Raw genomic sequence first — 24205 nt, 5'->3', positions numbered from 1 at the left:
GCCCCGGTGCCGCCCGCCCGCCCGCTGCTGCTGATCACCCGCCCCGCCGAGGACGCGGCGCCGCTGGTGCGGCGCCTCGCCGAGCGCGGCTACGACAGCGCGGTGGAGCCGATGCTCGACCTGGTGTGGCACGACGGGCCGGAGCCCGGCCTGGACGGCGTACAGGCCCTGCTGTTCACCAGCGCCAACGGGGTGCGCGCCTTCGCCCGGCGTACGACACGGCGCGACCGGCCGGTGCTGGCGGTCGGCGACGCCACCGCGCGGGTGGCGGCCGCGACCGGTTTCCGCGATGTGGAAAGTGCCGCCGGCGACGTGTACGCTCTGGCCGGCCTCGCCGCCCGCCGGTGCACCCCGTCGGCGGGGCCGCTTCTTCATGTCGCAGGCACCGCGGTCGCCGGGGATCTCGCCGGAATGCTGGCGGCCGAAGGCTTCGTCGTACGGCGGGAAACCTTGTACGAAGCCCGTCCGGCCACGGCCCTGACGGCGGAAACGGTGGAACGGTTGGCCGAAGGTCGGATCGCGGCTGTGCTTATTTTCTCTCCCCGTACCGCCCGTTCGTTTGTTAGTTTGCTCGACGGGGCGGCGCTTCTCGACCGTTGTCGTACGGTCGACGCGCTGTGCCTCAGCCCCGCGGTCGCGGAGGCGGCGCGTACGTGCGATGGCCAATCCGTTCCCTGGCGGCACGTACGGGTGGCCGAGCGGCCGGAGCAGGATTCCCTGCTCGCCCTGCTGCCGGACCGCGGCGGCGCGGCGTAGGGGTTTCATCGCGCGACGGTCCGCGGCACGCCCGAGGCCGCGGCGCCGGCCGACGCCGATGGCGGCGGCGCCTCCCCCGGCGCCGGCGGACCGGACCGCGGCGTCGGCATTCCGAAGGAACGGGACAGAGCGCGCCGCCGGCGCGTGACCAAGAAGGCAGTTCATGACCCCTCGCCCAGGCTCCGATAACCCCGAGCGGGACCAGACCGGCCAGACGCCGTCGGACCCGACTCCCACCAGCGACGGCGTGGCCGTCGAACGCATCATCGAGCGCTTCGGCGGCATCCGGCCGATGGCCCACAAGCTCGACACGCCGGTCACCACGGTGCAGGGTTGGAAGAAGCGCGGCGCCATCCCGCTGTCGCGCCACGCCGACCTGCGCGCCGCCGCGGTCAAGTTCGGCATCCCGCTCGACGAGGCCGACCTGGAAGCGGCCACCCCGGCGGAAGACCGCTCGGCCGACGCCAGGGCCGCCAGGGCCGACGAGACGGTCGCCGGCGGTGCCGCGGAGACGCCGGCGGCGGTGAGCGACGACGGCGAGCCCGGCGCGGCCGGGGAGCCGGCCACCGTCCGCGCCGCCGACGATCGCGCCGGCACCGGGACGGCGGACGCCGGGAGCGGCGAGGCCGAGCGGCCGTTCAGCCCACCGGTGCGGGTGGTGACCGAGGACCGCCCGTCCGGCGGCGCCGGCTTCGCCACCTTCGTGGCGCTGGTCGCCCTGGTGGTGGGCGTCGCCGCGCTGACCGACGGCTGGTGGGGGCGCTATGTCCCCGGTTGGGACGGCGAGCCGGAGCCGGTGGCCGCGCCCCAGCCCGATCCCGCCCTGCGCGACGAGCTGAGCCGGCTGACCCAGCGCCTCGACGCGCTCGAGCAGCGCCCGGCCGCCGAAGCCGGCGGCGGCGCCCCCGAGGTGCAGGCCCTGGTGGACCGTGTGGCGGCGCTCGAGCAGCGGACCGCCGCGCCGGGCGAACCCCCGGCCGGCGGCGACGGCGGCGCCGCGGCCGACCTGCAGAGCCTCGCCGAACGGGTCGCCGCCCTGGAGAACCAGCCGGAGACGCCGGCCGAGCCGCCGCAGGACCCGCGGATCGATCCGCTGTCGCAGCGGGTGGCCAGCCTCGGCGAGACGGTGACCACGCTGGAGCGCCAGCTGTCGGCGGCCGAGGCCGACGGCGCGGCGACGCAGCAGCTGCAGCAGCGCCTCGCCGCGCTGGGGCAGGAGGTCGACCGCCTGTCCGGGCAGGTGCAGGCGCGCGGCGACCGGGAATCGCGGGCGCAGGCGCTGGTGCTGGCCTCCGGCCAGCTGCGCGGCGCCCTCTCCTCCGACCGCCCCTTCCAGGCGGAGCTGGAGGCGGTGCGGACGCTCGCCGGGTCCGACGGCGAGGTGGCCGGCGCGCTGGACGCGGTGGCCCCCCACGCCGGCCAGGGCATCCCCACCCGTTCGCAGCTCGCCGAGCGCTTCGAGCCGCTGGGCAGCCGCATCGTCCGCGCCGACCTCGAGGGTGAGGGCGGCTCCTGGGTCGACCAGGTGAAGGGCACGCTGTCGACGCTGGTCACGGTGCGCCGCCAGGGCGGCGGCGTCGTCGGCAACGGCGCCGAGGCGGTGGTCGCCCGCGCCGAGGCGGCGGTGAACGACGGCAACCTGGCCGGCGCCGTCGACGAGCTGGCGGCGCTGAAGGGGCCGGCGGCCGAGGCGGCCGCCGACTGGGTCGCCGCGGCCAAGGCGCGGCTCGCCGCCGACGCGGCGCTGCGGACGCTCGACGGCCGGGCGCTGGCCCTGCTGAAGCAGACGGCCGGCGCCGCCGGCGGCGCGGGAGCCCAGTGATGGCGCGCGCGATCTGGTTCATCGTCAAGGTGGCGATCGTCGTCGCGATCGCCGTCTGGCTCGCCGAACGGCCGGGAACGGTCGCCGTCGCCTGGCAGGGCTGGGTCGTCGAGACCTCGGTCGCCATGGCCGTCCTCATCGCCGTGGTGGCGCTCGGCGCCGCCGCGCTGCTCTACCGCCTGTGGCGCGCCCTCTGGGGCGCCCCGTCGAGCGTCCGCCGCTACCGCCGCACCCGCCGGCGGGAGCGCGGCTACCGGGCGCTCACCAAGGGGCTGGTGGCGGTGGCCGCCGGTGACGCGGCGACCGCCAGGAAGATGGCGCGCCGTGCCGACGGTCTGCTGAACGAACCGCCGCTGACCATGCTGCTGTCGGCCCAGGCGGCCCAGCTCATGGGCGAGGACCGGGCGGCCCACCACCACTTCACCGCCATGCTGGAACGGCCGGAGACCGCCTTCCTCGGCCTGCGCGGCCTGCTCACCCAGGCGATCAAGAAGGGCGACCGGGTCGAGGCGCTGGCGCTGGCGCGGCGCGCCCATCAGCTGCAGCCCGACACGCCGTGGCTGCTCGCCACCCTCTACGACCTGGAGGCGCGCTCGGGCGAGTGGGCGGCGGCGGAGACCAGCCTGCAGTCGGCCGTCCAGGCCGGCGCCATCACGCCCGAGGAGGGCCGGCACCACCGCGCCGCCCTGCTGCTGGAGCGCAGCTTCGAGGCGGAGCGGCGCGGCCGCGCCGATTCGGCGCTCTATCACGCCCAGGCGGCGCACGACCTGCTGCCGGGCTTCGTGCCGGCGGCCGCCCGCCTGTCGCGCCTGCTCGCCGACGCCGGCCGCGCCAAGCCGGCCACCAAGGTGGTCGAGCGGACGTGGCGCCTGCACCCGCACCCCGAACTGGCCGACGTCTACCGCCAGGTCCTCGAAGCCTACGATCCGCTGACCCGGGTGAAGATGTTCGAGAAGCTCCTGGCCCTGTCGCCCAACCACGTGGAAAGCCATCTGGCGGTGGCCCGTGCGGCGATGGACGCCAAGCTGTGGGGCGAGGCGCGCAGCCACCTGACCAAGGCCCTGGAGATGCAGCCGTCGCGCCGCATCCACCGGCTGCTGGCCGAGCTGGAGCGGGCCGAGCACCAGAACGAGGACGCCGCGCGCGCCTGGCTCGTCCAGGCGGGATCGGCCCCGGCCGACCCGGCGTGGACCTGCCGCGCCTGCGGCGCCGTCAGCCCGGCCTGGGCCGGCCTGTGCGGCAACTGCAGCGCCTTCGACAGCCTGGACTGGAAGCAGCCGTCGGTGGCCCTCCATCAGGTCCAGCCGGAGATCGCCGCCGGCCCGACGGCGCTGCCGACCACCGCCAACCTGCCGGCGGTGAGCACGTCGACGGGGTGAGTCCCGCCGCCGTCGCGACGGGGCCGGCGCCCGGCCCCGTCCGCAAGGGGCCGGGCGCCGGATTGCTGGAGACACCGACGGGTCTTGGTGGCTAGACTTGCGGTCGAGCACGTGATGGCGGCAACCGCCCGGGGGGAGCAGGATGTCCGACAGGGCGAGTTCGGCACCGCCGCCTGCGGACGACGCGCAACGGCGCAGCGCCATGCTGGGCGCGCTGGCCGCCGCGGCCGGGCGGATCGTCGGGTTGGGCGACTGGCAGGGCGGCGTCGAGGAGCTGCTGGCCCGTCTCGGTCCCGCCATGGCCGTCCAGCGCGCCGCGCTGCATCAGGTGGGCGCCGGCGCCGACGGGACGCTGAGCGAGGCCTGCCTGTCCGAATGGCGGGCGCCGCAGGACGGTGCCGCGCCGCCGCCCGACGGGGCGCCGCCGCCGGGCCGGCCGCCGCCGTGGGCGGTGGCGCTCGGCGACGGCCGCCCCTTCCGGACCGACGACGCCACCCTCGACGGGCCGTCGCGCGCCGCGCTGGAGGAGACGGGCGCGCGGGCGCTGCTGCTGGTGCCGGTGATGCTCGACGGGGTGTGGTGGGGCCAGTTCGCCGTCGAGGACGGCGATCCCGGGCGGGCGTGGAGCGCCGGCGAGGTCGACGTGCTGACCACCGCCGCCGCCATGCTGGCCGGGGCGATCCAGCGCACCCGGATGGACGCCGAGCTGCACCGCAGCGAGACCCGCAAGCAGGCCATCGTCGACTGCGCCCTCGACTGCATCCTGGCGATCGACGCCGCGGGCCTGCTCGTCGAGTTCAACCCGGCCGCCGAGCGCACGCTGGGCTTCCGCCGCCACGACGTGCTGGGCCGCCGGCTGGAGGAGCTGATCGTGCCGCCGGCGTGGCGCGAGGCCCACCGCGCCGGCTTCACCGCCTACCTCGCCGGCCGGGGCGGGACGATGATCGGCCGCCGCGTCGAGATGACCTGCCTGCGCGCCGACGGCTCCACCTTCCCGGCCGAGCTGTCGATCACCCCCACGCCGGTCGGCGAGGAGCTGTTCTTCACCGCCTACCTGCGCGACATCACCGAGCGCAAGGCCGCCGAACTGGCGCTCCTGGAGGCCAAGACGCGGGCCGAGGCCGCCGTCCAGGCCAGGACCACCTTCCTCGCCAACATGAGCCACGAGCTGCGCACGCCGCTGCACGCCATCATCGGCTTCTCCGAGCTGATCCGCGACGCGGTGATGGGGCCGCTCGGCGATCCCAAGTACCGCGAGTTCGCCGGCGACATCGTCGAGAGCGGCCGGCAGCTCCTGGGGATCATCAACGACGTGCTCGACGTCTCGCGCATCGAGGCGGGGGAACACCGGCTGGCCAAGGAGACCATCGATCTCGGCGCGGTCGTGCGCTCCGCCCTCAACATGGTGCGCGACCGCGCCGTCAAGGGCGAGGTGACGCTGATCGACGACACCGGCGTCCTGCCGGTCGGCCTCCACGCCGACCGCCGGGCGGTGATGACGATCCTCGTCAACCTGCTGTCCAACGCCGTCAAGTTCACCCCGCCCGGCGGCAGCGCGCGGGTGAGCGTGGCGATGGAGGAGGACGGCACCCTGGCGCTGACGGTCGCCGACACCGGCGGCGGCATCCCGGCCGAGGCGCAGGCCCGCGTCTTCGAACCCTTCCAGCAGGCCGACACCACCCTGTCGCGCCGCCACGAGGGGGCCGGCCTCGGCCTCACCATCACCCGCGCCCTGGTCGAACGGCACGGCGGCGCCATCGACCTGTCCAGCACTCCCGGCAGCGGCACCACCGTCACGGTCCGGTTTCCCCCGGCCGAACGGTAGGCGGCTGGGCGGGCGGCGGCCCGCCTTGACCGGCGAAACCGACCTCCGCCATCATCGGCATGCCCAAGGTCGCGCCCCGGGGCGGCCGTTCCGCAGGGAGACCCCCAGACGATGACCCTCCGAACCGCTTGCGCCGCCGCCGTGGTGGCCCTCGCCGCCATCGTCGGCGGCGGCGCGCCGCTGCGCGCCGAGACGCCCAAGACCATGGCGGTCATCGCCTGGCAGCTCGACGAGCTGATCACCCTCGACCCCGCCGAGGCCTACGAGTTCTCCGGCGCCGAGCTGGACGCCAACCTCTACGACCGGCTGGTCTACTACGACGTCGCCGACACCGACGAGATCAAGGGCGGCATCGCCGAGAGCTGGTCCGTCTCCGAGGACGGACGGACCTTCACCTTCAAGATCCGCGACGGCGTCACCTTCCATTCCGGCAACCCGGTCACCGCCGAGGATGCGGCGTGGTCGCTGCGCCGCGTGGTGACGCTCAACAAGGGCCCCGCCTTCATCCTCGGCGAGTTCGGCCTGACGCCGGAGAACGTCGCCGACCGGGTGCGCGCGCCGGACGCGCGGACGCTGGTGTTCGAGACCGACCGGACCTACGCGCCGAGCTTCGTGCTCAACTGCCTCGGTTCGTGGGTGAGCTCCGTCATCGACCGCAAGACGGTGCTGCGGCACGAGAAGGACGGCGACCTCGGCAACGCCTGGCTCAAGACCAACGAGGCCGGCTCCGGGCCCTTCACCCTGAGCGTCTGGAAGCCCAACGAGATGGTGCTGCTCGACCGCTTCGAGGACTACTGGCGGGGGGCGCCGGCCATGCGGCGGGTGGCGCTGCGCCACGTTCCGGAAAGCGCGCCGCAGCGCCTGATGCTGGAGAAGGGCGACGCCGACATCGCCCGCAACCTCAGCCCCGACGACATCGCGACCCTCGACCGGGCGGGCACGGTGCGCATCCGCAAGATTCCCCAGGGCGCCATCTATTATCTCGGCCTCAACCAGAAGAATCCGACCCTCGCCAAGCCCGAGGTGCGCGAGGCGCTGAAGTGGCTGATCGACTACGACAGCATCGAGAAGAACATCCTGCGCGGCACCAAGGTGCAGCACCAGTCGTTCCTGCCCGCCGGCTTCCTCGGCGCCATCGACGACCGCCCCTACCGCTACGACCTGGAGAAGGCCAAGGCGCTGCTGGCGAAGGCCGGCGTCGGCGACGGCTTCAAGGTGACGATGGACGTGCGCAACACCTACCCCACCGCCGACGTGGCCCAGGCCATCCAGGCGATGTGGGCGAAGGCCGGCATCGCCCTGGAGATCATCCCCGGCGACAACAAGCAGACGCTCACCAAGTACCGCGCCCGCCAGCACGACATCTACATCGGCCGCTGGGCGCCGGACTATCTCGACCCCCACTCCAACGCCCAGGGCTTCGCCTGGAACCCGGACAACGCCGACGACAGCGACGTCAAGCTGCTGGCCTGGCGCAACGCCTGGGACATCCCGGAGCTGACCCGGCAGACGGCAGCCGCGCTCGCCGAGCGCGACACCGACACGCGGCGGCGGCTGTACCAGGAGATGCAGCGCGAGCACCAGAAGGCCTCGCCCTTCGTCATCATGTTCCAGGACATTGCCGTGGTGGCCGAGCGCAAGGGCGTCGAAGGGTTCGAGGTCGGGCCGAACTTCGACGTCGTCTACTACCGCAACCTGACCAAGCGGTGACGGCGCCGACCGGCATGGCGCGTCCGCCCTCCGCGGCGCGGCGGGCCGCCGCCGGCCTGCGCCTGGTGGCGACCGTCCTCGTCACCTTCCTCGGCCTGCTCGCCGTCACCTTCTTCATCGGCCGCATGGTGCCGGTCGACCCGCTGCTGGCCGCCGTCGGCGAGCGCGCCAGCGCCTCGACCTACGAGGCGGTGCGGCGCGAACTCGGCCTCGACCTGCCGCTGTGGCGGCAGTTCGCGCTCTATGTCTGGAACGCCCTGCACGGCGACTTCGGCACCTCGGTGCTGACGTCGAAGCCGGTGCTCGAGGACGTGGCGCGCGTCTTCCCGGCGACCTTGGAGCTGGCGACCGCGGCGACGCTGATCGGCGTCGTCCTCGGCGTGCCGGCCGGGGTGCTGGCGGCGGCCAAGCGCGGCACCTGGATCGACCACACCATCCGCCTCCTCGGGCTGGTGGGCTACTCGGTGCCGGTGTTCTGGCTCGGCCTCATGGGGCTCCTGGTCCTCTACGCCAAGCTCGACCTGGTGGCCGGGCCGGGGCGCATCGACCTGTTCTACGAGGGGATGGTGCCGGACCGCACCGGCGTCCTGCTGCTCGACAGCGCCATCGCCGGGGAGTGGGAGGTGTTCGGGAACGCCCTGTCGCACCTCGTCCTGCCGGCGGCCATCCTCGGCTATTTCAGCCTCGCCTACCTCAGCCGCATGACCCGCAGCTTCATGCTGGAGCAGCTGCGCCAGGAATATGTGACCACCGCCCGCATCAAGGGCCTGCCGGAGCGCACCGTGGTGTGGCGCCACGCGCTGGGCAACGCCCGGGTGCCGCTGGTGACGGTGATCGCCCTGTCCTACGGCACCCTGCTCGAGGGCTCGGTGCTGACGGAGATCGTCTTCTCCTGGCCGGGCCTCGGCTTCTACATCACCAACTCGCTGCTCAACGCCGACATGAACGCGGTGCTCGGCGGCACCGTGGTGGTGGGCTGCGTCTTCATCGGCCTGAACCTGCTGTCGGACGCGCTCTACCGCACGCTCGACCCGAGGGCGCGCTGACATGGACGGAACCGCCCCGCAGGGCCTGCGCGCCTGGCTGCTCGCCGATGCCCCGGCGTCGCACCGCCAGGCGTGGTGCGGCCGCGCCTACCGCGGCTGGCTGCATTTCCGCCGCAACCCGCTGGCGGTCGCCGGCCTCGCCATCATCGCCGCCCTGCTGCTGGTGGCCGTCGCCGGCCCCTGGCTGGCGCCCCACCCGCCCTACGCCCAGGCGCTGGACATGCGCCTGCTGCCGCCGGGCACCGCCGGCCACCCGCTGGGCACCGACGAGCTGGGGCGCGACATCCTGTCGCGCGTGCTGCACGGCGCCCGCATCACCCTCGTCATCGTCACCCTGGTGGCGGTCATCGTCGCGCCGGTGGGGCTGCTGGTCGGCACCGTCGCCGGCTACGCCGGCGGCTGGACCGACACCGTGCTGATGCGCATCACCGACATCTTCCTCGCCTTCCCGCGCCTGATCCTGGCGCTGGCCCTGGTGGCGGCGCTGGGACCGGGCATCGAGAACGCGGTGATCGCCATCGCCGTCACCACATGGCCGCCCTACGCCCGCATCGCCCGGGCCGAGACGCTGACCATCCGCCGCAGCGACTTCATCGCCGCCGCCCGGCTGCAGGGCGCCTCGCCCGCCCGCATCGTCCTGCGCCACGTGGTGCCGCTGTGCACCGCCTCGGTCATCGTCCGGGTGACGCTCGACATGGCGGGCATCATCCTGACCGCCGCCGGCCTCGGCTTCCTCGGCCTCGGCGCGCAGCCGCCGAGCCCGGAGTGGGGCGCCATGGTGGCCTCGGGGCGCAAGTTCCTGCTCGACCAGTGGTGGGTGGCCACCGTTCCCGGGATCGCCATCTTCGTCGTCTCGCTCGGCTTCAACCTGCTCGGCGACGGCCTGCGCGACGTGCTCGACCCCAAGAGCGGGAGCTGAGGGATGCTCGAGATCGAGGACCTCCGTGTCGACTTCACCACCGACGGCCGCGTCGTCCAGGCCGTGCGCGGCCTCTCCCTGCGGGTCGCCCGCGGCGAGCGGGTGGGGATCGTCGGCGAGTCCGGCTCCGGCAAGTCCGTGACCGGACGGGCCGTGCTCCGCCTCGTCCGGCCGCCGGGCCGGGTCACCGCCGGCCGGCTGAGCTTCGACGGTACCGACCTGCTCGCCCTGCCGGAGCGCCGCATGCGCGCCTACCGCGGCCGCCGCATCGCCATGGTGATGCAGGACCCCAAGTTCTCGCTCAACCCGGTGATGACCGTCGGCCGCCAGTTGACCGAGGCCTTCCGCACCGCCGACCGCACCCTGACCCGCGGCGGCGCCCGCGCCATCGCGCTGGAGGCGCTGGCGAAGGTGCGCATCGCCGATGCCGGGCGGGTCTACGACGCCTACCCGCACGAGCTGTCGGGAGGCATGGGGCAGCGGGTGATGATCGCCATGATGGTGGCGCTCGGCCCCGACCTGCTGATCGCCGACGAACCGACCAGCGCGCTCGACGTCACCGTCCAGATGCAGGTGCTGGCCATCCTCGACGACCTCGTGGCGGAGGCCGGCATGGGGCTCGTGTTCATCTCCCACGACCTGCCCCTGGTGGCCAGCTTCTGCGACCGCGTGGCGGTGATGTACGCCGGCCGGATCGTCGAGGAGTGCGCCGCCGCCGAGCTGAACCGCGCCCGCCACCCCTACACCCGCGGCCTGCTCGCCGCCCAGCCCGTCCTCGACCGCCCGCCGGGCGAGCTGCCGGTGCTCGCCCGCGATCCCGCCTGGGCGGAGGGCGGCGGATGATCGCCATCGACTCCCTGCGCGTGACCTTCCACAGCGGCCAGCACCTCGTCGAGGCGGTGAAGGACGTCTCCCTGGAGGTCCGGGAGGGCGAGGTCTACGGGCTGGTCGGCGAGAGCGGCTCGGGCAAGTCGACCGTGCTGCGCGCCCTCGCCGGACTCGACGACCATTGGGAGGGCCGCATGGAGGTGGCCGGCGAGCGGCTCGGCCGGCGGCGCTCGGCATCGTTCCGCCGCCGCGTCCAGATGGTGTTCCAGGACCCCTACGGCAGCCTGCACCCGCGCCACACCGTCGACCGCGCCCTGGCCGAGCCCTTGACGATCCAGGGGTTCGACGACCGCGACGGGCGCATCCGGCGGGTGCTGCGCGCGGTCGGGCTCGACGACGGCTTCCGCTTCCGCTACCCGCACCAGCTGTCGGGCGGCCAGCGCCAGCGCGTCGCCATCGCCCGCGCCATCGTCGTCGAGCCGCGCGTGCTGCTGCTCGACGAGCCGACCAGCGCCCTCGACGTCTCGGTGCAGGCGGAGATCCTGAACCTGCTCGTCCGGCTGAAGCGGGAGCTCGGCCTGACCATGATCCTGGTCAGCCACAACCTGGCCGTCGTCGCCCACATGTGCGACCGCCTGAGCGTGCTGCGCCGCGGCGCGGTGGTGGAGCGCCTGACGGTCGGGGAGCTGCGGGCCGGCGCGGTGCGCGAGGCCTACACGCGCCAGCTCCTGCTCGCCGCCCGCGGCTACGACCGGCAAGTGGCGGCGGCGCTGGTCGACTGACCGTCCGTGCCGGTCGGCCCTTCCCCCGGCGGCCCGGGCGGTGCATAAGGGGACATGCGCGACGTTGCCGGACACATCCTCATCCTGACTGGGCCGCCGGGGGCCGGCAAGACCACCACCGCGCTCGGCCTTGCGCGGTCGTCAGCCGTCGCGGCGGTGCATCTTCACGGGGACGACTTCTGGCACTTCATCCGCCAGGGCGCGATTCCGCCGTACCTTCCCGAAGCGCACGAGCAGAATCGGTGCGTCATGGCCGTGCTGGCCCGGGCGTCGCAAGGTTATGCCGAGGGCGGCTACTTCGTCGTCGTGGACGGCATCGTCGGGCCATGGTTCCTCGATCCGTTCCGCACGCTGACCCGCCCCGTCCACTACGTCATCCTGCGTCCCGACCTGGAGGCCGCGATCGACCGCTGCCGCCGACGGGGCGGCGATACGCTCGCCGACCCGGTGCCGATAACCGCCCTCCACCGGCAGTTCTCCAGCCTCGGCGCGTTCGAGAGAAACGTCATCGACACCGCCGGCCACGGCACGCAGGATACGCTCACCGCCGTGCGGGAGGCGCTCCACAGCGACGAATACCGGCTCGGCTGACGCCGGTCGACGCATCCCCGTGCCCCCCGTCCCGGCGGCCCCCCGTCGCGGCGGCGAGGCGACGCCGCCGCTCAGGCCGCGATCTCGCCGCGCGTGCCGGTCAGGATGGCGCCGTCGAGCGTCGCGCCGGTGGCGGCGCAGCCGGTGAGGTCGGCGCGGGTCAGGTCGCTGTCGCGCAGGTCCGCCCCCACCAGGGAGGCGCCGGCGAGGCGGGCGCGCACCAGCGAGGTGCGTATGGTCCGCCCGGCGCCGACGATCACCAGGGCCGACAGGCGCGCCGCGTCCATCTCGGCGCCGATGAGGATGGCGCGGTCGAGGGTCGCCCCGCGCAGGTCGGCGCCGCGCAGGTCGGCCGAGCGCAGGTCGGCGCCCTCGAAGCGCACGGCCTGGAGCTGGGCTCCCGTCAGGGTGGCGTGACGCAGGTTGACGCCGCGCCCCTTGGCGAGCGTGAGCACCGCGCCCGACAGATCGGCCCCGGCCAGATTGCGCCCGCTCAGGTCGAGCTGGCGCCCCACCTTGCCGCCGGATCCCAGCCACAACAGGTGCTGGCGCAGCAGTTCCGGCATCGACTCGCCGGTCTCCTCGGCGGGCAGGGGGGGCGGCTCCTCCGGCACCGGCGGCGGGTCGTGGGCGGCCTCGTCCTCCAGCGCCGCCGCCTGCTCGTCGGAGCGGACGGCGGCGATCAGGTCGAGCTCGTCGAGAAAGGCGCCGTCGAGGGTGGCGCCGCGCAGGTCCGCCCCGGTCAGGTCGGCGCCGTGCAGGTCGGTGCCGATGAAGGTGGCGTCGCGCAGGTCGGCGTGGTCGAGGCGGGCACCGGTCAGGGCGCTGTTGGTGAAGTCGGCCGCCCGGGCGAGGCTGCCCGACATGTTGGCGCGCGACAGGTCGGCGTTGGTGATGCGCGCGGCGCTCAGGTCGGCCGGTCCCGGCAGGAAGCCGACGACCTTGGTCTCCGCCGCGCTGCGCTTGTTCACCTTGCTGGCGTCGCGCAGATCCACCTCGACCAGCTTCGCCCCTTCCATGTTGGCGCCGCGGACGTTGGCGCCGCGCAGGTCGGTGCGGAACATGCGGGCGTTGCGCAGGTCGGCCATGCGCAGGTCCGCGCCGTACAGGTCGGCGTGGTCGAACACCGTGCCGCGCAACGCGGCGTTGCGCAGGATCGCGCCGGAGAGGTTGGCGCCCGCCAGGTTGCGGCCCGACAGGTCGAGCCCCGACAGGTCGAAGAAAGGCAGGTTGGCACGCGCCCCGCCCGGCCGGCCCTCGGCGAAGCGCGCGTGGCGTTCGCACACCCGGTCCAGCTGGTCCTGGCTGAGGCGGATGCGCGTCTTGAGCTTGCCCTCGTATGCCATGGTCGGTCAGGCGAACAGTTTGTCGATGTCGTCTTGGCTGAACTGCTCGCCCCCGCCCGCCGGCACGGGGGCCGGCGGCGGCGCCTTCTGGGCCGCCTTCCGGGGCGCCGGCGCGGCGGCCGGTCCCTGCGGCGGCACCGACTTGGCCGCCGGGGGCGGCGGCACGGGCTTGGCCGCCGGAGGCGGCACGGGCTTGGCCGCCGGGGTGGGGGGCGGCGGCGCCTCCTCGGTCGCCGGCTCGCGCTCCAGCACCTCCGGCATGCACTCGGCCATCTGGTCGAAGATGGAATCGATCTCCGCCTGGGAGACGCCCTGGCCTTCGAGCTGCGGCCCGTTCAGCAGATGGGCGTCCGGCCGGTCGTCGTTGAGCTTGCGGTGCGCCGCCACGCCGTCGTCGCCGCCGAGGCCCAGGCCGGCCCGGTCGACGCCCCAGATCTCGATCATCGAGTTCACCCGCTGCTCGATGTAGCGCAGGGTGTTGACGACCTTGGTGGTGCGCTGGCCGGTGATGTCCTGGAACGAGCAGGCGGTCATGATCTCGATGCATTCGGCCTCGAGGCCGCCGCCCAGCTCGGCCCAGTCGGGATCGTCGCGGGGGATGCGGGCGGCGTAGTCGAGGATGCGTTCGGCGGCGTTCAGGATGTCGCTGGTCGCCCGCTCGGTGGCGACGACGATGGCGTCGAGCTCGGCCGTGGCGGCCATGATGCGGTTGGTGCCGTTGTCGGACGGCTTCAGCGCGGCGATGTCGCTGCGCGCCTGCTGCACGAACTGGCCGATGGCGTTCAGCTCCTGCTGGATGCGCGTCAGCGCGCCGTCGCTCACCGGCGGCGCCTCGGCCGCCGCCGCGCCCCGGGCGCCCGGGGCCGTGCCGCCGAGCCGGCTCAGGCGGTCGACCTGCCGGGCGAGGTTCAGGGCGACCCGCTGGAACTCGTCGACGGCGGCGTTCCGGGTGCGGCGGTCGCGCATGCGCAGGAACGCCCGCCCGCGCGCGGTCTGCGACAGGGCCTCTTCGACCTGGAGGTACTCCTCCTCGCTGATCTCGAGCAGCGGCGTTTCGTTCATGTCCGGTTCCGCGGCGGCGGCCTGCACTGTTCGCTCGACGGACTCTAGCCTTCGCCCGGGGACGCGTAAAGGAATCCTGCTATCCTCGGTCGTGAGACACTGGGGGCTGTCCGTCCTTCCGTTCCTTCCAACCGCCGAGACCCGCCATCCTCACCATGGAACCGACCGCCACCGTTCCCGACCCGACCGACCGACCCGCGCTGCCCGGCGCCGCGGGCGGCCGGGTCTGGGGCGTGCGGCGCCACCTCGCCGTGCTGGTGCTGGCGGCCGCAGCGCCGCTGGCGCTCCTCTCGGGGGGGCTGCTGGTCCACCACACCCTCGCCCAGCGGGACGCGCTGGAACGCTCCCTGGGCGAGACGGCGCACGCGCTGGCGCTGGCGCTGGACGCCGATCTCGGCGGCATCGTCGCGACGTTGGAAGGGGCGGCCCTGGCCGGCGGCCTGGCGGCCCTCCCGTCCGAGGGCGCGGGCCGCTTCCCGGCCGTCGCCGCGACCCTGGCGGCGGCGCAGCCGACCTGGCGGTCGCTGTTCCTGGCCGACGCCTTCGGCCGCACGCTGGCGCGCGACGGCACGCCCGCGGCGGCGGCCGGCGCCACGGCGGCGGTGGCGGCGACGGTGCGCGAGGCCATCGTCAAGGACCGGGTCGCGGTGTCCGGGCTGCTGCCCGGCGGCGCGGCCGACGAGCCGGCGGTGGCCGTGGCGGTGCCGCTGCGCCGCAACGGGACGGTCGGCGCGGTGATCGGCGTGACGGTCGCGGCGGCGCGCTGGAGCCGCCTGCTCCAGGCGCAGGCGGTGCCGCCGGACTGGATCGGCGTCGTCGTCGACGGCGCGGACCGGGTGGTCGCCCGCGCCCGCGCCCCGCAGGACTATGTCGGACGCCGGGCGCCGGACTGGTACCGCGCCGCCACCCGCGCCGACGCCCCGGCACACACCGGAGGCGTGCTGGAGGGCGAGGCCCTGGAGGGACAGTCGGTCGTCATGGCCTTCCGCCGGTCGGCGCTGAGCGGCTGGACGCTGGCCTATGCCGCGCCGCGCGAGGCGATCGCTGGGCCGCTGCGCGCCGGCCTGTGGACCGTGCTGGCGGCCACCGCGGCGGCGACGGCCCTGGCGGTCCTGCTGGCGGTGCGCGCCGGCCGGCGCATCGCCGAACCGCTGCGCCGGCTGGCCGCCGCCGCCCGCCGCGGCGAGCCCCTGCCCGACGGCGCGCCCTCGGTCGTGCGGGAGGTCAACGACCTCTGCGCCGCCCTGGCCGGCTCGGCGTCGGACCGCGACGGCGCGCTGCGCGAGCGCGACGAGCTGTTGCGGCGCGAGGCGGCGCGGCGGCGCGAGGCGGAACTCGCCAACGCCGCCAAGAGCCGGTTCCTGGCCGCGGCCAGCCACGACCTGCGCCAGCCGTTCCAGGCCATGCGCCTCTACCATCACCTGCTGGCTTCCCACGTCGACGGCCGCGCGGCCGAGATGCACGACCGGCTGGGCACGGCGCTGGCCTCGGGCGAAGCGCTGCTGAACGCCCTGCTCGACGTCTCGACCCTGGAAGCCGGCACGGTCCAGCCGCACCGCGGGGCCTTTCCCGTCCAGGACGTCATCGACGCCACGCTGGACGAGGTGCAGCAGCAGGCGGCCGGCAAGGGCCTGCGCATCGGCACCCGGCCTTGCCCGGCGGTGGTCGACAGCGACCCGACGCTGCTGCGCCGCATCCTCGCCAACCTGCTGGGCAACGCGGTGCGCTACACGCCGGCGGGGCGGGTGCTGGTCGCCTGCCGGCGTCGCGGCGGGGCGCTGCGCATCGAGGTGTGGGACACCGGCATCGGCGTTCCCGAGGACCGGCTGGACAGCATCTTCGAGGATTTCGTCCAGGTCGCCAACCCGCAGCGCGACCACCGCCACGGCCTCGGTCTCGGCTTGGCGGTGGTGCGGCGGACGGCGGCCCTGCTCGGCCATCCCGTCACGGTGTGCTCGCGGCCGGGCCGCGGCTCGTGCTTCGCGGTCACCGTCCCCGTCTCGACGGCGCCGCGCCCGCTCGCCGCGCCGGGCGGGCGGGCCCTTCCGGCCCCCACCCGCCCGCTGTCGGTGCTGCTGGTGGAGGACCATCCCGACCAGCGCGCCGCGCTGGTCCGCATCCTGGAGAACGCCGGGCATCGCGTCGTCGCCGCCGCCGACGGCGTCGAGGCCCTGACGCTCGCCGCCGGGCTGAGCGAGGCGCCGGACGTGCTGGTCAGCGACCACCGGCTGCCCGGGCCGGTGGACGGGATCGCCGTCGCCGCCGGCGTCGGCGCGCGCTTCGGCCGGCACCTGCCGACGGTCATCGTCACCGGCGACACCGACCCCGCCCTGCTGCAGGACGCCGCCCGCCGCGGCCTGCGGCTGCTGCACAAGCCCATCGATCCGGTGCGGTTGCAGAACGCCGTGGCCGCCCTGGCCGACGGGCCGCCGGAGCTGTCGACGTGAGGCCGGCCGGCCAGGAGGCGGCCGGTCAGGAGGCGGCCGTTCCGCGCCGCCGGCGGCGGGAGGCCGGCCGCGCCGGCGCCGGCGCCGCGACGGGTGCCGGCGCCGCACCGGCGGCGGGGCCGCCGCCGGCGGACGGACCGCCGCGGCCCGCCGTCAGCGCGGCGATCCACAGGGGCGGCGCCCAGTGGAGGGGCGAGCCGGCGATCAGCCAGCCCGTCGCGACCAGCGGTGCCGAGGCGCGGACGACCGTCGCCCACCAGTCGAGGACGGCGAGCGGGGCGATGGCGGGCGGACGGTCGGGTCGCCGCGGGTCGGGGAAGGTCGGGGTGCCGGGCATGCGGGGCTCCTGGAAGACGGACGGCGGATCGCGGCGGGCGCCGGCCAACCTTGAACCAACTTTTCCTTTCCACCAAATGTCGCGCGGACGACGGCGCGGCGCGCGGACGGCGGCAGGAGCGGAGAGACGGGCATGAACGGACGACGGAGCGCGGCGCTGGTGCTGCTGCTGGGGCTGGCGGTCGGCGGGGGAAGCGTCCCGGCGCCGGCGGCGCTGCCGGTCGCGGTCGGCGGCATCACCACCATCGCGCCGATGCTGGAGGCGGTGACCCCGGCGGTGGTCAACATCGCCGTGCTGTCGCGCGCGCCGCAGTCCGACAACCCGCTGCTGCGCGATCCGTTCTTCCGCCGCTTCTTCGACTTTCCCAACATGCCCCAGGCCCGTCCGCAGGTGAGCGCCGGGTCGGGGGTGATCGTCGACGCCCGGCGCGGCTACGTCGTCACCAACCACCACGTCGTCGCCAACGGCGAGGAGATCTACGTCACCCTCAAGGACCGGCGGCGGCTGCGCGCCCGCCTGGTGGGGTCGGACGCCGCCACCGATGTGGCGCTGCTGCAGATCCCGGCCGAGGGACTGACCGCCCTGCCCTTCGGCGAATCCGACCAGGCCAAGGTCGGCGACTTCGTGGTCGCCATCGGCAACCCCTTCGGCCTGGGGCAGACGGTGACGTCCGGCATCGTCTCGGCGCTCGGGCGCAGCGGCCTGCGGGTGGAGGGCTACGAGGACTTCATCCAGACCGACGCCTCCATCAATCCCGGCAATTCCGGCGGCGCTCTGGTCAACTTCCGCGGCGAACTGATCGGCATCAACACGGCCATCATCGGCCCGGCCGGCGGCAGCGTCGGCATCGGCTTCGCGGTGCCGACCAGCATCGTCCGCGCGGTGATGGAGCAGCTGGCGGAATACGGCGAGGTGCGCCGCGGCCGGCTGGGCGTCGCCATCCAGGACCTGACCCCGGATCTGGCGGAGGCGCTGCGCGTCACCGGCGACGCCGGCGCGGTGATCGCCCAGGTGGAGGCCGGATCGGCCGCCGACCGCGCCGGGCTGCAGCCGGGCGACGTGGTGGTGGCGGTGGGCGACCGGCCGATCGGCAGCGGCACCGAACTGCGCAACCGCATCGGCCTGTTGCGGATCGGCACCCCGGTGCCGTTGACGTTCCTGCGCGCCGGCCAGACGCACACCGTGACCATCCGTTCCGCACGGTAGGGTCCATGCCGCCTCCCCGTCCGCCCGCCCCGATGCCGGCCAGGCCGGCGACCACCCCGATGCCGGCCAGGCCGGCGGCCACCCCGATGCCGGCCAGGCCGGCGGCCGCCCCGCCGGGCCCGGCGGCGCGCCAGCGCGAGGTGGCGGCCATCCTCCTGCGCCTCGACGAGATGCTGGGCAAGGCCGGGGAGCTGGCGGCGCTGGCCCGCGACCGGGTCGGCGTCGGCGGACTCACCCGCTACCGCCGCTTCACCCGCAAGGTGCGCGACTTCTTCGCCCTGGCCGCGCTGGCCGACGAGAAGCTGGACGCGGTGCCGCCGGAGCTGGCCGGGCCGCTGGCGACGGCGCTCGACCGCATGCACACCCGCATGGTGGTGCTGTTCGTCGAGGAGAGCGCCGGCTTCTTCGCGTCCTTCGCGCGGGTCGAGCACCTGCCGGTCGGCACCCACGAGATGTGCGGGCTGGAGCTGCGGGGGCTGCTCGCCATCCGCGGCTTCCTCGACGATCCGCGCTACGAGGCGGAGCGCGGGCTGGCGTTGCGGGCCAAGGCCGACCGCGTCGCCGAACTGATGCGCGCCGTGATGGCGCGCCTGCCGCCGCTGCCCGACTTCGGCGACCTGCCCAGCGTCGGCCCGCGGGGAACGGTGAACAAGCCGATCAAGACGGCGCGGGGGGCGGCGCGCGGCGCGGTGCGGGGGCCCCCGCCCCCGCAGGCGGCGGCCCCGCCGCCGCCCGCCGCCGCCCCGCCGGCCCCGCCCGAGGTGCGGCAGCTGTCGCTGGACGACTTCGAGTAGGGCGGCGCCTCAGTGCCGCTTCCCCTCCGGCGCGGTGAGGGCGCCGACGGCCGCGCCGCCGGCGGCGCCGACCAGCCCGCCCACCAGCGCGCTGCCGCCGGCGACGCCGCCGATCAGCGCGCCACCGGCGCCGCCGACGGCGGCCCCGGTGAGGGCGCGGTTCTCCCGGTGCGACAGCCCGGAACAGCCGCCCAGCAGGAGGGCGGCGGCGAGGACGATGGCGGATGACTTGAGCATGCTCCAACCCGTTGCAGTGGTTCGTACCGGATCAGAGTGAGGATCCAGCGCGACCGTGGCCGTGACGATTTTGGGGTGGAGCGCCGCGTCGGAAGGAGTGGTGCGCCGGGGACACAGGAGGGGCGGGCCGCGCCGCGTCGCACCGGGGCGCGGCCCGCCGCAGGACGCTCAGCGCTTCAGCGCCGGATCCTCGCCCTTGGAATGGGCCTTGCCCGTCTCTTCGGCGCGCCGCAGGGCGTCGCCCTCGGGGCCGTCGACGGCGTCGCGGGCGCGCTTGGCGTCGCCGGCGACGTCGTGGTGCTCCACGTGGTCGCGCACCGCGTCGCGGTAGTGCTTGTCGGCGGTGCGGTTGCCCTCGCCCTGGTTGCGGTTCTCGGCCATCGTCTCCTCCGTGCTCTGGTTGCCGTGCCCCATCAACGCTCGGAGCGGGCGCGGAGTTTCATCGGCGCGCCGTCAGGCCTCCATGTTCAGGGTCTTGATGGTCTCGACGCGGATCTCCTCGGTCAGCCGCTCCTTGTAGGCGGCGAAGGCGGCGGTGGTCTTGACCTTGTAGGAGCGGGGGTGCGGCAGCTCGATGGGGATGTCGCACTTGATGCGGCCGGGCCGCGCCGACATGACCACCACGCGGCTGGCCATGAAGATGGCCTCGTCGATGTCGTGGGTGACGAACAGCACGGTCTTGCGGTGCTCCTCCCAGATGCCCAGCAGCAGCTCCTGCATCAGCTCGCGGGTCTGGTGGTCGAGCGCGCCGAACGGCTCGTCCAGCAGCAGGATCTTCGGGTCGTTGGCGAGCGCCCGGGCCAGCGCCGTGCGCTGCTGCATGCCGCCGGAGAGCTGGGCGGGGGAGTGGTTCTCGAAACCCTTCAGGCCGACCTGGCCGAGGAAGCGGTCGGCGGTCTCCACCTGCTCGGCCCGCGGCACGCCGCGCTCGCGCAGGCCGAAGCAGACGTTGTCGCGCACGCTGAGCCAGGGGAACAGGGTGTAGGACTGGAACACCATGCCGCGGTCGGGGCCGGGCCGGGTGACCGGCACGCCGTCCAGCAGCACCTCGCCGGCCGACGGCGTCTCCAGCCCGGCGACGACGCGCAGGAGCGTGGACTTGCCGCAGCCCGAGGGGCCGAGGATGGTGATGAAGTCGGCGTCGCGGACCTCCAGGCTGGTGGGCTCCAGGGCGCGGGTCGGGGCGGCGCCGCGGCGCGCCGGGAAGGTCTTCTCGACGCCGCGGATGGACAGCTTGCTCATGGGGGTCCTCAGCGCCCGCGCGCCCAGGGGAAGAGGCGGGCGTTGGCGGTCTGGAACAGGAAGTCGGTGATCAGGCCGATCAGGCCGATGACGAAGATGCCGAAGATCATCTGCCCGGTGTCGAGGAAGCGCTGCGCCTCGATGATCATGTGGCCGATGCCGGCCGACGCCCCCACCAGCTCGGCGACGATCACGTAGGTCCAGGCCCAGCCCAGCACCAGGCGCAGCGACTCGGCGATCTGCGGTGCCGCGGCCGGCAGCAGCACGCGCAGCACCACGCCGCGGCGCGAGGCGCCCAGCGTGTAGGCCGCCTCCAGCAGGTCGGCGCGCACCGAACCGACGATCACCGTGATCATGATGACGATCTGGAAGATCGAGCCGATGAAGATCACCAGGATCTTCTGCAGCTCGCCCACCCCCGCCCACAGGATGAGGAGCGGGATGAAGGCCGAGGCCGGGAGGTAACGGGCGAACGACACGAAGCCGGCGAAGAACGCCTCGACCGGCTTGAACGCCCCCATGAGGATGCCCAGCGGCACCGCCAGCAGGGCGGCCAGCAGGAAGCCGGCGAACACCCGCCACACCGTGACGGCGACGTCGCCGGCGAAGCCGTACTCGGCGAACAGCGCGCCGCCCGAACGCAGCGTCTCGCCCGGCGAGGCGAGGAACAGCGGCTTGACGAAGCCGCCGTAGGTGGCGATCCCCCAGCCGGCGAAGAACAGGGCGAAGCACAGGATGGAGAGGACCGGGCGCAGTCCCGGCGGCACCGGCTTCAGCGGTGCGAAGAGGCCATGCATGGTGGGAAGGTCTTTGCGGTGGGGGCGGCCCCCGCCCCGTCCGCGGGGGACGGGGCGGGGGCGGCGGTCGTCACTTCACGAAGGAGCCGTTCGCCATGACGGCGAGGTCGTCGGGGGCCCGGCGGATCAGCTTGGCGTCGAGCATCACGTCGCGCACCTCCTTGAGGAAGGTCGGCATGGTCTCGGCGAAGTAGGTCTGGTTCATGCCCTTGTCGTACCAGCGCACGTTCTTGGCCGAGGCGGCGAACTGGTCGGCCGACTGGTTGACGTCCTTGCCCATGGCGGCGTAGGCCTTGTCCGGGTTCTCCTTGATCATCTCCAGGGCCTCGAACCAGGAATCGACCACCGCCTGCACCACCTTCGGGTGCTTCTCGACGTAGTCCGGCTGGAAGGCCAAGGTGTCGATGATGACGCCCGGCGTCTGGTCGGAGGACACCAGGACCTTGCCGTCGGCGTTGCGGACGTTGGAGAGGTAGGGCTCATAGGTCACGGCGACGTCGGCCTGGCCGGCGACGAAGGCGGCGGCCGCGTCCTTGGGCGACAGGTTGGTCTGCTGCACGTCGTTGATGGACAGGCCGTGCTTCTTCAGCACGTAGGCCAGCCAGAACTGCGACACGCCGCCGGACTCGACGGCGACCGGCTTGCCCTTGAGGTCCTCGACCTTGGCGACGCCGCCGCGCACGGCGATGCCGTCGCCGCCGTGCGAGCTGTCGAGCACCAGCACCTGCTGCACCGGCACGCCCGACGAGGCGTAGACCATGTGCGTGTCGACGGTGGTGGCGATGGCGTCGACCTCGCCGGCGACCATCGCCTGGTGGCGGTTGGACACCGGCATCTTCTTGATCTCGACCTGGATGCCGTTCTTCTCGAACAGGCCGGCCTCCTTGGCCAGCGTCAGCGGCGCGAAGCCGGTCCAGCCGCTCATGGCGATGGTCACCTTGGGCTTGTCCTGCGCCCCCGCCACGGCGGCGCTCAAGCCGACGAGGGCCCCCACCAGCGTCCCCATCATCCATGTCTTCGTGCTCATGGTTCCCTGTCTCCCTTGGTGTTGTGGCGCGCCCCTGGCGACGCGCACCGCAGGCCGCGGCCGGATTGTCCCATAGTGATCCCTTTTCCCGGCCCGCGGAAGGGTGGCACCGTTGCGCTGCACTGCACGCTATCACTATAGTGTCCGACTGGAGAACCAGATTTGGTACGAGCGCAGACGCAAAGGGAGCGGATGTTGGTAACGCAGCGCCCGACGGTGCATCGTGACGGGGCCTTTCGGCCGATGAGCGAGGACGACCGCCGGCGCACGCTCCAATATTTCGAGCGCCTCGGCAAGGACCGGGTGCGGCTTTACGCCGCCGTCGACTGCGACCGCTTCCTCGGCAACTGGCAGGTGCGCGAGCTGGCCGACGACTGGCTGACCGCCAAGGACGAGGAGGAACGCGCCTCCGCCTCCTTCTGGCGCCGCCTGATCGGACGGGGGTAACGGTCGGCTTGCGGGTGCCGTCCTGATCAAGAACGCGAAGGATGAAAGTTTGGAAGAAGATATTCTTACAAACTTTCATCCTTCGCGTTTTTCATCCGCACTGCCGTCAGACCGCTGTTCCCACCGGTCCACCTCCGCCGCGGCGAGGCCGGCGTGGTCCGGCCAGTGGCGGAGGTTGAGCACGTGGCCGTCGCGGCGCACCCGCTCCACGGCGGCGAGGTCGAGGTCGGCGTAGAGCCAGCCGGGGGCGTTCATGGTGCCCATCGCCACCACCCCGTCGTCGGGCATGCCGAGGTCCGGCGGCGCGTAGACCGCGGCGGCGCCGACGTTGACGTCGATGGCCGGGCACCAGGGGGCCTCCCCCACCGTCGGCGCCTGCACCACGAAGCACTGGTTCTCCAGCGCCCGCGCCGCCGCCCCGACGCGCACCCGGTGCCAGCCCGCCGGCGCGTCGGTGCAGCTCGGCACCAGCAGCAGCACCGCCCCAGCCTCGGCCTGGCGCCGCGCGATCAGCGGGAATTCGGCGTCGTAGCAGACGCAGATCCCCACCGGCCCCCACGGCGTGGCGAAGACGCGCGCCGCCCCGCCGCCGCGGAGGTCCCACCGCTCGCGCTCGAAGCGGGTGGGCACCAGCTTCTCCTGGGCGCCGACCCGGCCGTCCGGCGCCATCAGCCAGGCGACGTTGCGCAGGCGCCCGTCGCCGCCGCGCACCGGCAGGCTGGGCGCCAGCAGCCACACGCCGTGGCGCCGCGCCAGCGCCCGGAAGGTCTCCCGCACCGCCGGCACCAGCGGCTGCAGCGCGGCGGTCTGGGCGTCCAGGTCGCCGGCGATGCCGGCCAGCGCCGTCAGCTCCATCGCCCCGTACTCGGGGAAGACCAGCAGCCCGGCCCCGTTGCCGGCGGCCTCGGCCGTCCAGCGCCCGGCCTTGGCGCGGAAGGCATCGAGGGAGGCGATGCGCTCCACCGGGTACTGGGCGGCGGCGACCCGCAGGACGGTCATGCCAGCTCCTTGATCCAGAAGCGCATGGGCTTCTCGCTCTCGGCCGTCTCGTCGAGGTCCCGCCAGGAGAAGCGGCAGGCCACGCCGGGCAGCGGCCGGAAGCCGCGGCGGCGCCAGAAATCGTCCAGCGGGACGTGGCCGGCCGGCCGGCGCGGGTGGTCGGCCGGGCGGTCGACGGCGCAGAACACGGCGTGGCTGAAGCCGCCGAGGCGGCGCGCCTGCGCCTCCCGCTCGGCGAAGAAGCGCACGCCGACGCCGCGGCCGCGGTACGCCGGCAGCAGCACGGATTCGCCGTAGTAGAACAGCCGCCCGACGTCCCAGCCGCCGGCGCGGAACGGCGCGGTGACGTGCTCCGGCTCGTGGCGCAGCGGCAGGGCGGTGGCGGCGCCCACCACGCGCTCGCCGTCGAAGGCGCCGACGACGACGCTGCCCGGCGCGGCCGCGTAGGTCGCGAGGTAGCGCTCCTCGTAGTCCGGCGACCCGTCGTAGAGATAGGGAAAGTCCCGGAACACGGCGATGCGCAGGCGCGCCAGGTCGGGCAGCCGGGCCTGCAGGGCGTCGCCGGTCAGGGGCTCGATGCGCAACGCGTCCGGCATCCTCGTCCTC

24 protein-coding genes are annotated in these 24205 nt (G+C 74.2%); 14 read left to right on the top strand and 10 right to left on the bottom strand.

Going from position 1 to position 24205, the window contains the following annotated elements; translation table 11 throughout:
• Positions 1-6: 6 nt before the first annotated feature.
• The 10 genes from ACSBPG_RS07720 (at position 7) to ACSBPG_RS07675 (ending at position 11658) form a co-directional block, all read left to right on the top strand.
• Entirely contained in the window at positions 7-756 is a 750-nt protein-coding gene (locus ACSBPG_RS07720) for a uroporphyrinogen-III synthase (RefSeq protein WP_435536554.1), read from the top strand.
• A 163-nt stretch (positions 757-919) separates the two neighbouring features.
• Complete coding sequence (locus ACSBPG_RS07715) at positions 920-2578, top strand: COG4223 family protein (protein ID WP_435536553.1); 1659 nt, start codon at positions 920-922, stop codon at positions 2576-2578.
• Positions 2578-3957 carry a heme biosynthesis protein HemY gene (locus ACSBPG_RS07710; RefSeq protein ID WP_435536552.1) on the top strand — a complete coding sequence of 460 codons (1380 nt, stop codon included), beginning with the start codon at positions 2578-2580 and terminating at the stop codon, positions 3955-3957. Before ACSBPG_RS07715 ends, ACSBPG_RS07710 begins: the two co-directional genes overlap by 1 nt.
• 142 nt (positions 3958-4099) lie before the next feature.
• Positions 4100-5782 carry a sensor histidine kinase gene (locus ACSBPG_RS07705; protein WP_435536551.1) on the top strand — a complete coding sequence of 561 codons (1683 nt, stop codon included), beginning with the start codon at positions 4100-4102 and terminating at the stop codon, positions 5780-5782.
• A gap of 111 nt (positions 5783-5893) precedes the next feature.
• A complete protein-coding gene (locus ACSBPG_RS07700; protein ID WP_435536550.1) occupies positions 5894-7492 on the top strand; it encodes an ABC transporter substrate-binding protein in 1599 nt (532 codons plus the stop codon).
• Between the two features lie 14 nt (positions 7493-7506).
• Positions 7507-8538 carry an ABC transporter permease gene (locus ACSBPG_RS07695; protein ID WP_435536549.1) on the top strand — a complete coding sequence of 344 codons (1032 nt, stop codon included), beginning with the start codon at positions 7507-7509 and terminating at the stop codon, positions 8536-8538.
• A 1-nt stretch (position 8539) separates the two neighbouring features.
• Positions 8540-9457 (top strand): nickel transporter permease, encoded by a 918-nt coding sequence (nikC, locus tag ACSBPG_RS07690; protein WP_435536548.1) that lies wholly within the window; start codon positions 8540-8542, stop codon positions 9455-9457.
• A gap of 3 nt (positions 9458-9460) precedes the next feature.
• Positions 9461-10300, top strand: coding sequence for an ABC transporter ATP-binding protein (locus ACSBPG_RS07685; protein ID WP_435536547.1), 840 nt, complete (start codon positions 9461-9463; stop codon positions 10298-10300).
• Entirely contained in the window at positions 10297-11067 is a 771-nt protein-coding gene (locus ACSBPG_RS07680) for an ABC transporter ATP-binding protein (protein WP_435536546.1), read from the top strand. Before ACSBPG_RS07685 ends, ACSBPG_RS07680 begins: the two co-directional genes overlap by 4 nt.
• A 54-nt stretch (positions 11068-11121) precedes the next feature.
• Positions 11122-11658 carry an AAA family ATPase gene (locus ACSBPG_RS07675; protein ID WP_435536545.1) on the top strand — a complete coding sequence of 179 codons (537 nt, stop codon included), beginning with the start codon at positions 11122-11124 and terminating at the stop codon, positions 11656-11658.
• Positions 11659-11729: 71 nt separating this feature from the next.
• Here ACSBPG_RS07675 and ACSBPG_RS07670 read toward each other — a convergent pair whose 3' ends face one another.
• Together ACSBPG_RS07670 and ACSBPG_RS07665 are read right to left on the bottom strand one after the other, a co-directional pair.
• A complete protein-coding gene (locus tag ACSBPG_RS07670) occupies positions 11730-13004 on the bottom strand; it encodes a pentapeptide repeat-containing protein (protein WP_435536544.1) in 1275 nt (424 codons plus the stop codon).
• Positions 13005-13010: 6 nt separating this feature from the next.
• Complete coding sequence (locus ACSBPG_RS07665; RefSeq protein ID WP_435536543.1) at positions 13011-14066, bottom strand: hypothetical protein; 1056 nt, start codon at positions 14064-14066, stop codon at positions 13011-13013.
• Positions 14067-14221: 155 nt separating this feature from the next.
• On the opposite strand from ACSBPG_RS07665, the gene ACSBPG_RS07660 reads away from it, so the two are divergent.
• On the top strand, positions 14222-16513 hold the full coding sequence (locus ACSBPG_RS07660) for a hybrid sensor histidine kinase/response regulator (protein ID WP_435536542.1): 2292 nt from the start codon (positions 14222-14224) through the stop codon (positions 16511-16513).
• Positions 16514-16538: 25 nt separating this feature from the next.
• Here the strand turns inward: ACSBPG_RS07660 and ACSBPG_RS07655 are convergent, their stop codons facing one another.
• The gene (locus tag ACSBPG_RS07655; RefSeq protein ID WP_435536541.1) at positions 16539-16850 is read right to left on the bottom strand and encodes a hypothetical protein; all 312 of its coding nucleotides are present in this window, start codon (positions 16848-16850) and stop codon (positions 16539-16541) included.
• A 132-nt stretch (positions 16851-16982) separates the two neighbouring features.
• On the opposite strand from ACSBPG_RS07655, the gene ACSBPG_RS07650 reads away from it, so the two are divergent.
• Positions 16983-18056 (top strand): Do family serine endopeptidase, encoded by a 1074-nt coding sequence (locus ACSBPG_RS07650; protein WP_435536540.1) that lies wholly within the window; start codon positions 16983-16985, stop codon positions 18054-18056.
• 86 nt (positions 18057-18142) lie between these two features.
• Positions 18143-18850, top strand: coding sequence for a hypothetical protein (locus ACSBPG_RS07645; RefSeq protein ID WP_435536539.1), 708 nt, complete (start codon positions 18143-18145; stop codon positions 18848-18850).
• A 9-nt stretch (positions 18851-18859) separates the two neighbouring features.
• On the opposite strand, the gene ACSBPG_RS07640 is transcribed toward ACSBPG_RS07645, so the two are convergent.
• From ACSBPG_RS07640 to ACSBPG_RS07620, 5 genes are all read right to left on the bottom strand, one after another.
• Entirely contained in the window at positions 18860-19087 is a 228-nt protein-coding gene (locus ACSBPG_RS07640; protein WP_435536538.1) for a hypothetical protein, read from the bottom strand.
• Between the two features lie 168 nt (positions 19088-19255).
• On the bottom strand, positions 19256-19468 hold the full coding sequence (locus ACSBPG_RS07635; protein ID WP_435536537.1) for a hypothetical protein: 213 nt from the start codon (positions 19466-19468) through the stop codon (positions 19256-19258).
• A 72-nt stretch (positions 19469-19540) separates the two neighbouring features.
• A complete protein-coding gene (locus ACSBPG_RS07630; RefSeq protein WP_435536536.1) occupies positions 19541-20329 on the bottom strand; it encodes an ABC transporter ATP-binding protein in 789 nt (262 codons plus the stop codon).
• 8 nt (positions 20330-20337) lie between these two features.
• The gene (locus ACSBPG_RS07625; RefSeq protein ID WP_435536535.1) at positions 20338-21126 is read right to left on the bottom strand and encodes an ABC transporter permease; all 789 of its coding nucleotides are present in this window, start codon (positions 21124-21126) and stop codon (positions 20338-20340) included.
• Between the two features lie 70 nt (positions 21127-21196).
• Entirely contained in the window at positions 21197-22153 is a 957-nt protein-coding gene (locus ACSBPG_RS07620; RefSeq protein WP_435536534.1) for an ABC transporter substrate-binding protein, read from the bottom strand.
• 243 nt (positions 22154-22396) lie between these two features.
• Between ACSBPG_RS07620 and ACSBPG_RS07615 the strand changes: the two genes are divergently transcribed.
• A complete protein-coding gene (locus ACSBPG_RS07615) occupies positions 22397-22600 on the top strand; it encodes a hypothetical protein (protein WP_435536533.1) in 204 nt (67 codons plus the stop codon).
• 75 nt (positions 22601-22675) lie between these two features.
• On the opposite strand, the gene ACSBPG_RS07610 is transcribed toward ACSBPG_RS07615, so the two are convergent.
• Entirely contained in the window at positions 22676-23599 is a 924-nt protein-coding gene (locus tag ACSBPG_RS07610; RefSeq protein ID WP_435536532.1) for a carbon-nitrogen hydrolase family protein, read from the bottom strand.
• Positions 23596-24195, bottom strand: a complete 600-nt coding sequence (locus tag ACSBPG_RS07605) for a GNAT family N-acetyltransferase (RefSeq protein WP_435536531.1) — start codon at positions 24193-24195, stop codon at positions 23596-23598. Before ACSBPG_RS07605 ends, ACSBPG_RS07610 begins: the two co-directional genes overlap by 4 nt.
• Positions 24196-24205 lie beyond the last annotated feature (10 nt).

The sequence above is a fragment of the Azospirillum sp. ST 5-10 genome, assembly GCF_051225715.1.
Lineage (GTDB): Bacteria > Pseudomonadota > Alphaproteobacteria > Azospirillales > Azospirillaceae > Azospirillum.
This window is presented reverse-complemented; position numbering and strand designations above follow the sequence as displayed.

Coding starts and splice junctions, on each gene's coding strand:
- ACSBPG_RS07715 (WP_435536553.1), top strand. CDS start 920: ATGACCCCTCGCCCAGGCTCCGATAACCCCGAGCGGGACCAGACCGGC.
- ACSBPG_RS07710 (WP_435536552.1), top strand. CDS start 2,578: ATGGCGCGCGCGATCTGGTTCATCGTCAAGGTGGCGATCGTCGTCGCG.
- ACSBPG_RS07705 (WP_435536551.1), top strand. CDS start 4,100: ATGTCCGACAGGGCGAGTTCGGCACCGCCGCCTGCGGACGACGCGCAA.
- ACSBPG_RS07700 (WP_435536550.1), top strand. CDS start 5,894: ATGACCCTCCGAACCGCTTGCGCCGCCGCCGTGGTGGCCCTCGCCGCC.
- ACSBPG_RS07695 (WP_435536549.1), top strand. CDS start 7,507: ATGGCGCGTCCGCCCTCCGCGGCGCGGCGGGCCGCCGCCGGCCTGCGC.
- nikC (WP_435536548.1), top strand. CDS start 8,540: ATGGACGGAACCGCCCCGCAGGGCCTGCGCGCCTGGCTGCTCGCCGAT.
- ACSBPG_RS07685 (WP_435536547.1), top strand. CDS start 9,461: ATGCTCGAGATCGAGGACCTCCGTGTCGACTTCACCACCGACGGCCGC.
- ACSBPG_RS07680 (WP_435536546.1), top strand. CDS start 10,297: ATGATCGCCATCGACTCCCTGCGCGTGACCTTCCACAGCGGCCAGCAC.
- ACSBPG_RS07675 (WP_435536545.1), top strand. CDS start 11,122: ATGCGCGACGTTGCCGGACACATCCTCATCCTGACTGGGCCGCCGGGG.
- ACSBPG_RS07670 (WP_435536544.1), bottom strand. CDS start 13,004: ATGGCATACGAGGGCAAGCTCAAGACGCGCATCCGCCTCAGCCAGGAC.
- ACSBPG_RS07665 (WP_435536543.1), bottom strand. CDS start 14,066: ATGAACGAAACGCCGCTGCTCGAGATCAGCGAGGAGGAGTACCTCCAG.
- ACSBPG_RS07660 (WP_435536542.1), top strand. CDS start 14,222: ATGGAACCGACCGCCACCGTTCCCGACCCGACCGACCGACCCGCGCTG.
- ACSBPG_RS07655 (WP_435536541.1), bottom strand. CDS start 16,850: ATGCCCGGCACCCCGACCTTCCCCGACCCGCGGCGACCCGACCGTCCG.
- ACSBPG_RS07650 (WP_435536540.1), top strand. CDS start 16,983: ATGAACGGACGACGGAGCGCGGCGCTGGTGCTGCTGCTGGGGCTGGCG.
- ACSBPG_RS07645 (WP_435536539.1), top strand. CDS start 18,143: ATGCCGGCCAGGCCGGCGGCCGCCCCGCCGGGCCCGGCGGCGCGCCAG.
- ACSBPG_RS07640 (WP_435536538.1), bottom strand. CDS start 19,087: ATGCTCAAGTCATCCGCCATCGTCCTCGCCGCCGCCCTCCTGCTGGGC.
- ACSBPG_RS07635 (WP_435536537.1), bottom strand. CDS start 19,468: ATGGCCGAGAACCGCAACCAGGGCGAGGGCAACCGCACCGCCGACAAG.
- ACSBPG_RS07630 (WP_435536536.1), bottom strand. CDS start 20,329: ATGAGCAAGCTGTCCATCCGCGGCGTCGAGAAGACCTTCCCGGCGCGC.
- ACSBPG_RS07625 (WP_435536535.1), bottom strand. CDS start 21,126: ATGCATGGCCTCTTCGCACCGCTGAAGCCGGTGCCGCCGGGACTGCGC.
- ACSBPG_RS07620 (WP_435536534.1), bottom strand. CDS start 22,153: ATGAGCACGAAGACATGGATGATGGGGACGCTGGTGGGGGCCCTCGTC.
- ACSBPG_RS07615 (WP_435536533.1), top strand. CDS start 22,397: ATGAGCGAGGACGACCGCCGGCGCACGCTCCAATATTTCGAGCGCCTC.
- ACSBPG_RS07610 (WP_435536532.1), bottom strand. CDS start 23,599: ATGACCGTCCTGCGGGTCGCCGCCGCCCAGTACCCGGTGGAGCGCATC.
- ACSBPG_RS07605 (WP_435536531.1), bottom strand. CDS start 24,195: ATGCCGGACGCGTTGCGCATCGAGCCCCTGACCGGCGACGCCCTGCAG.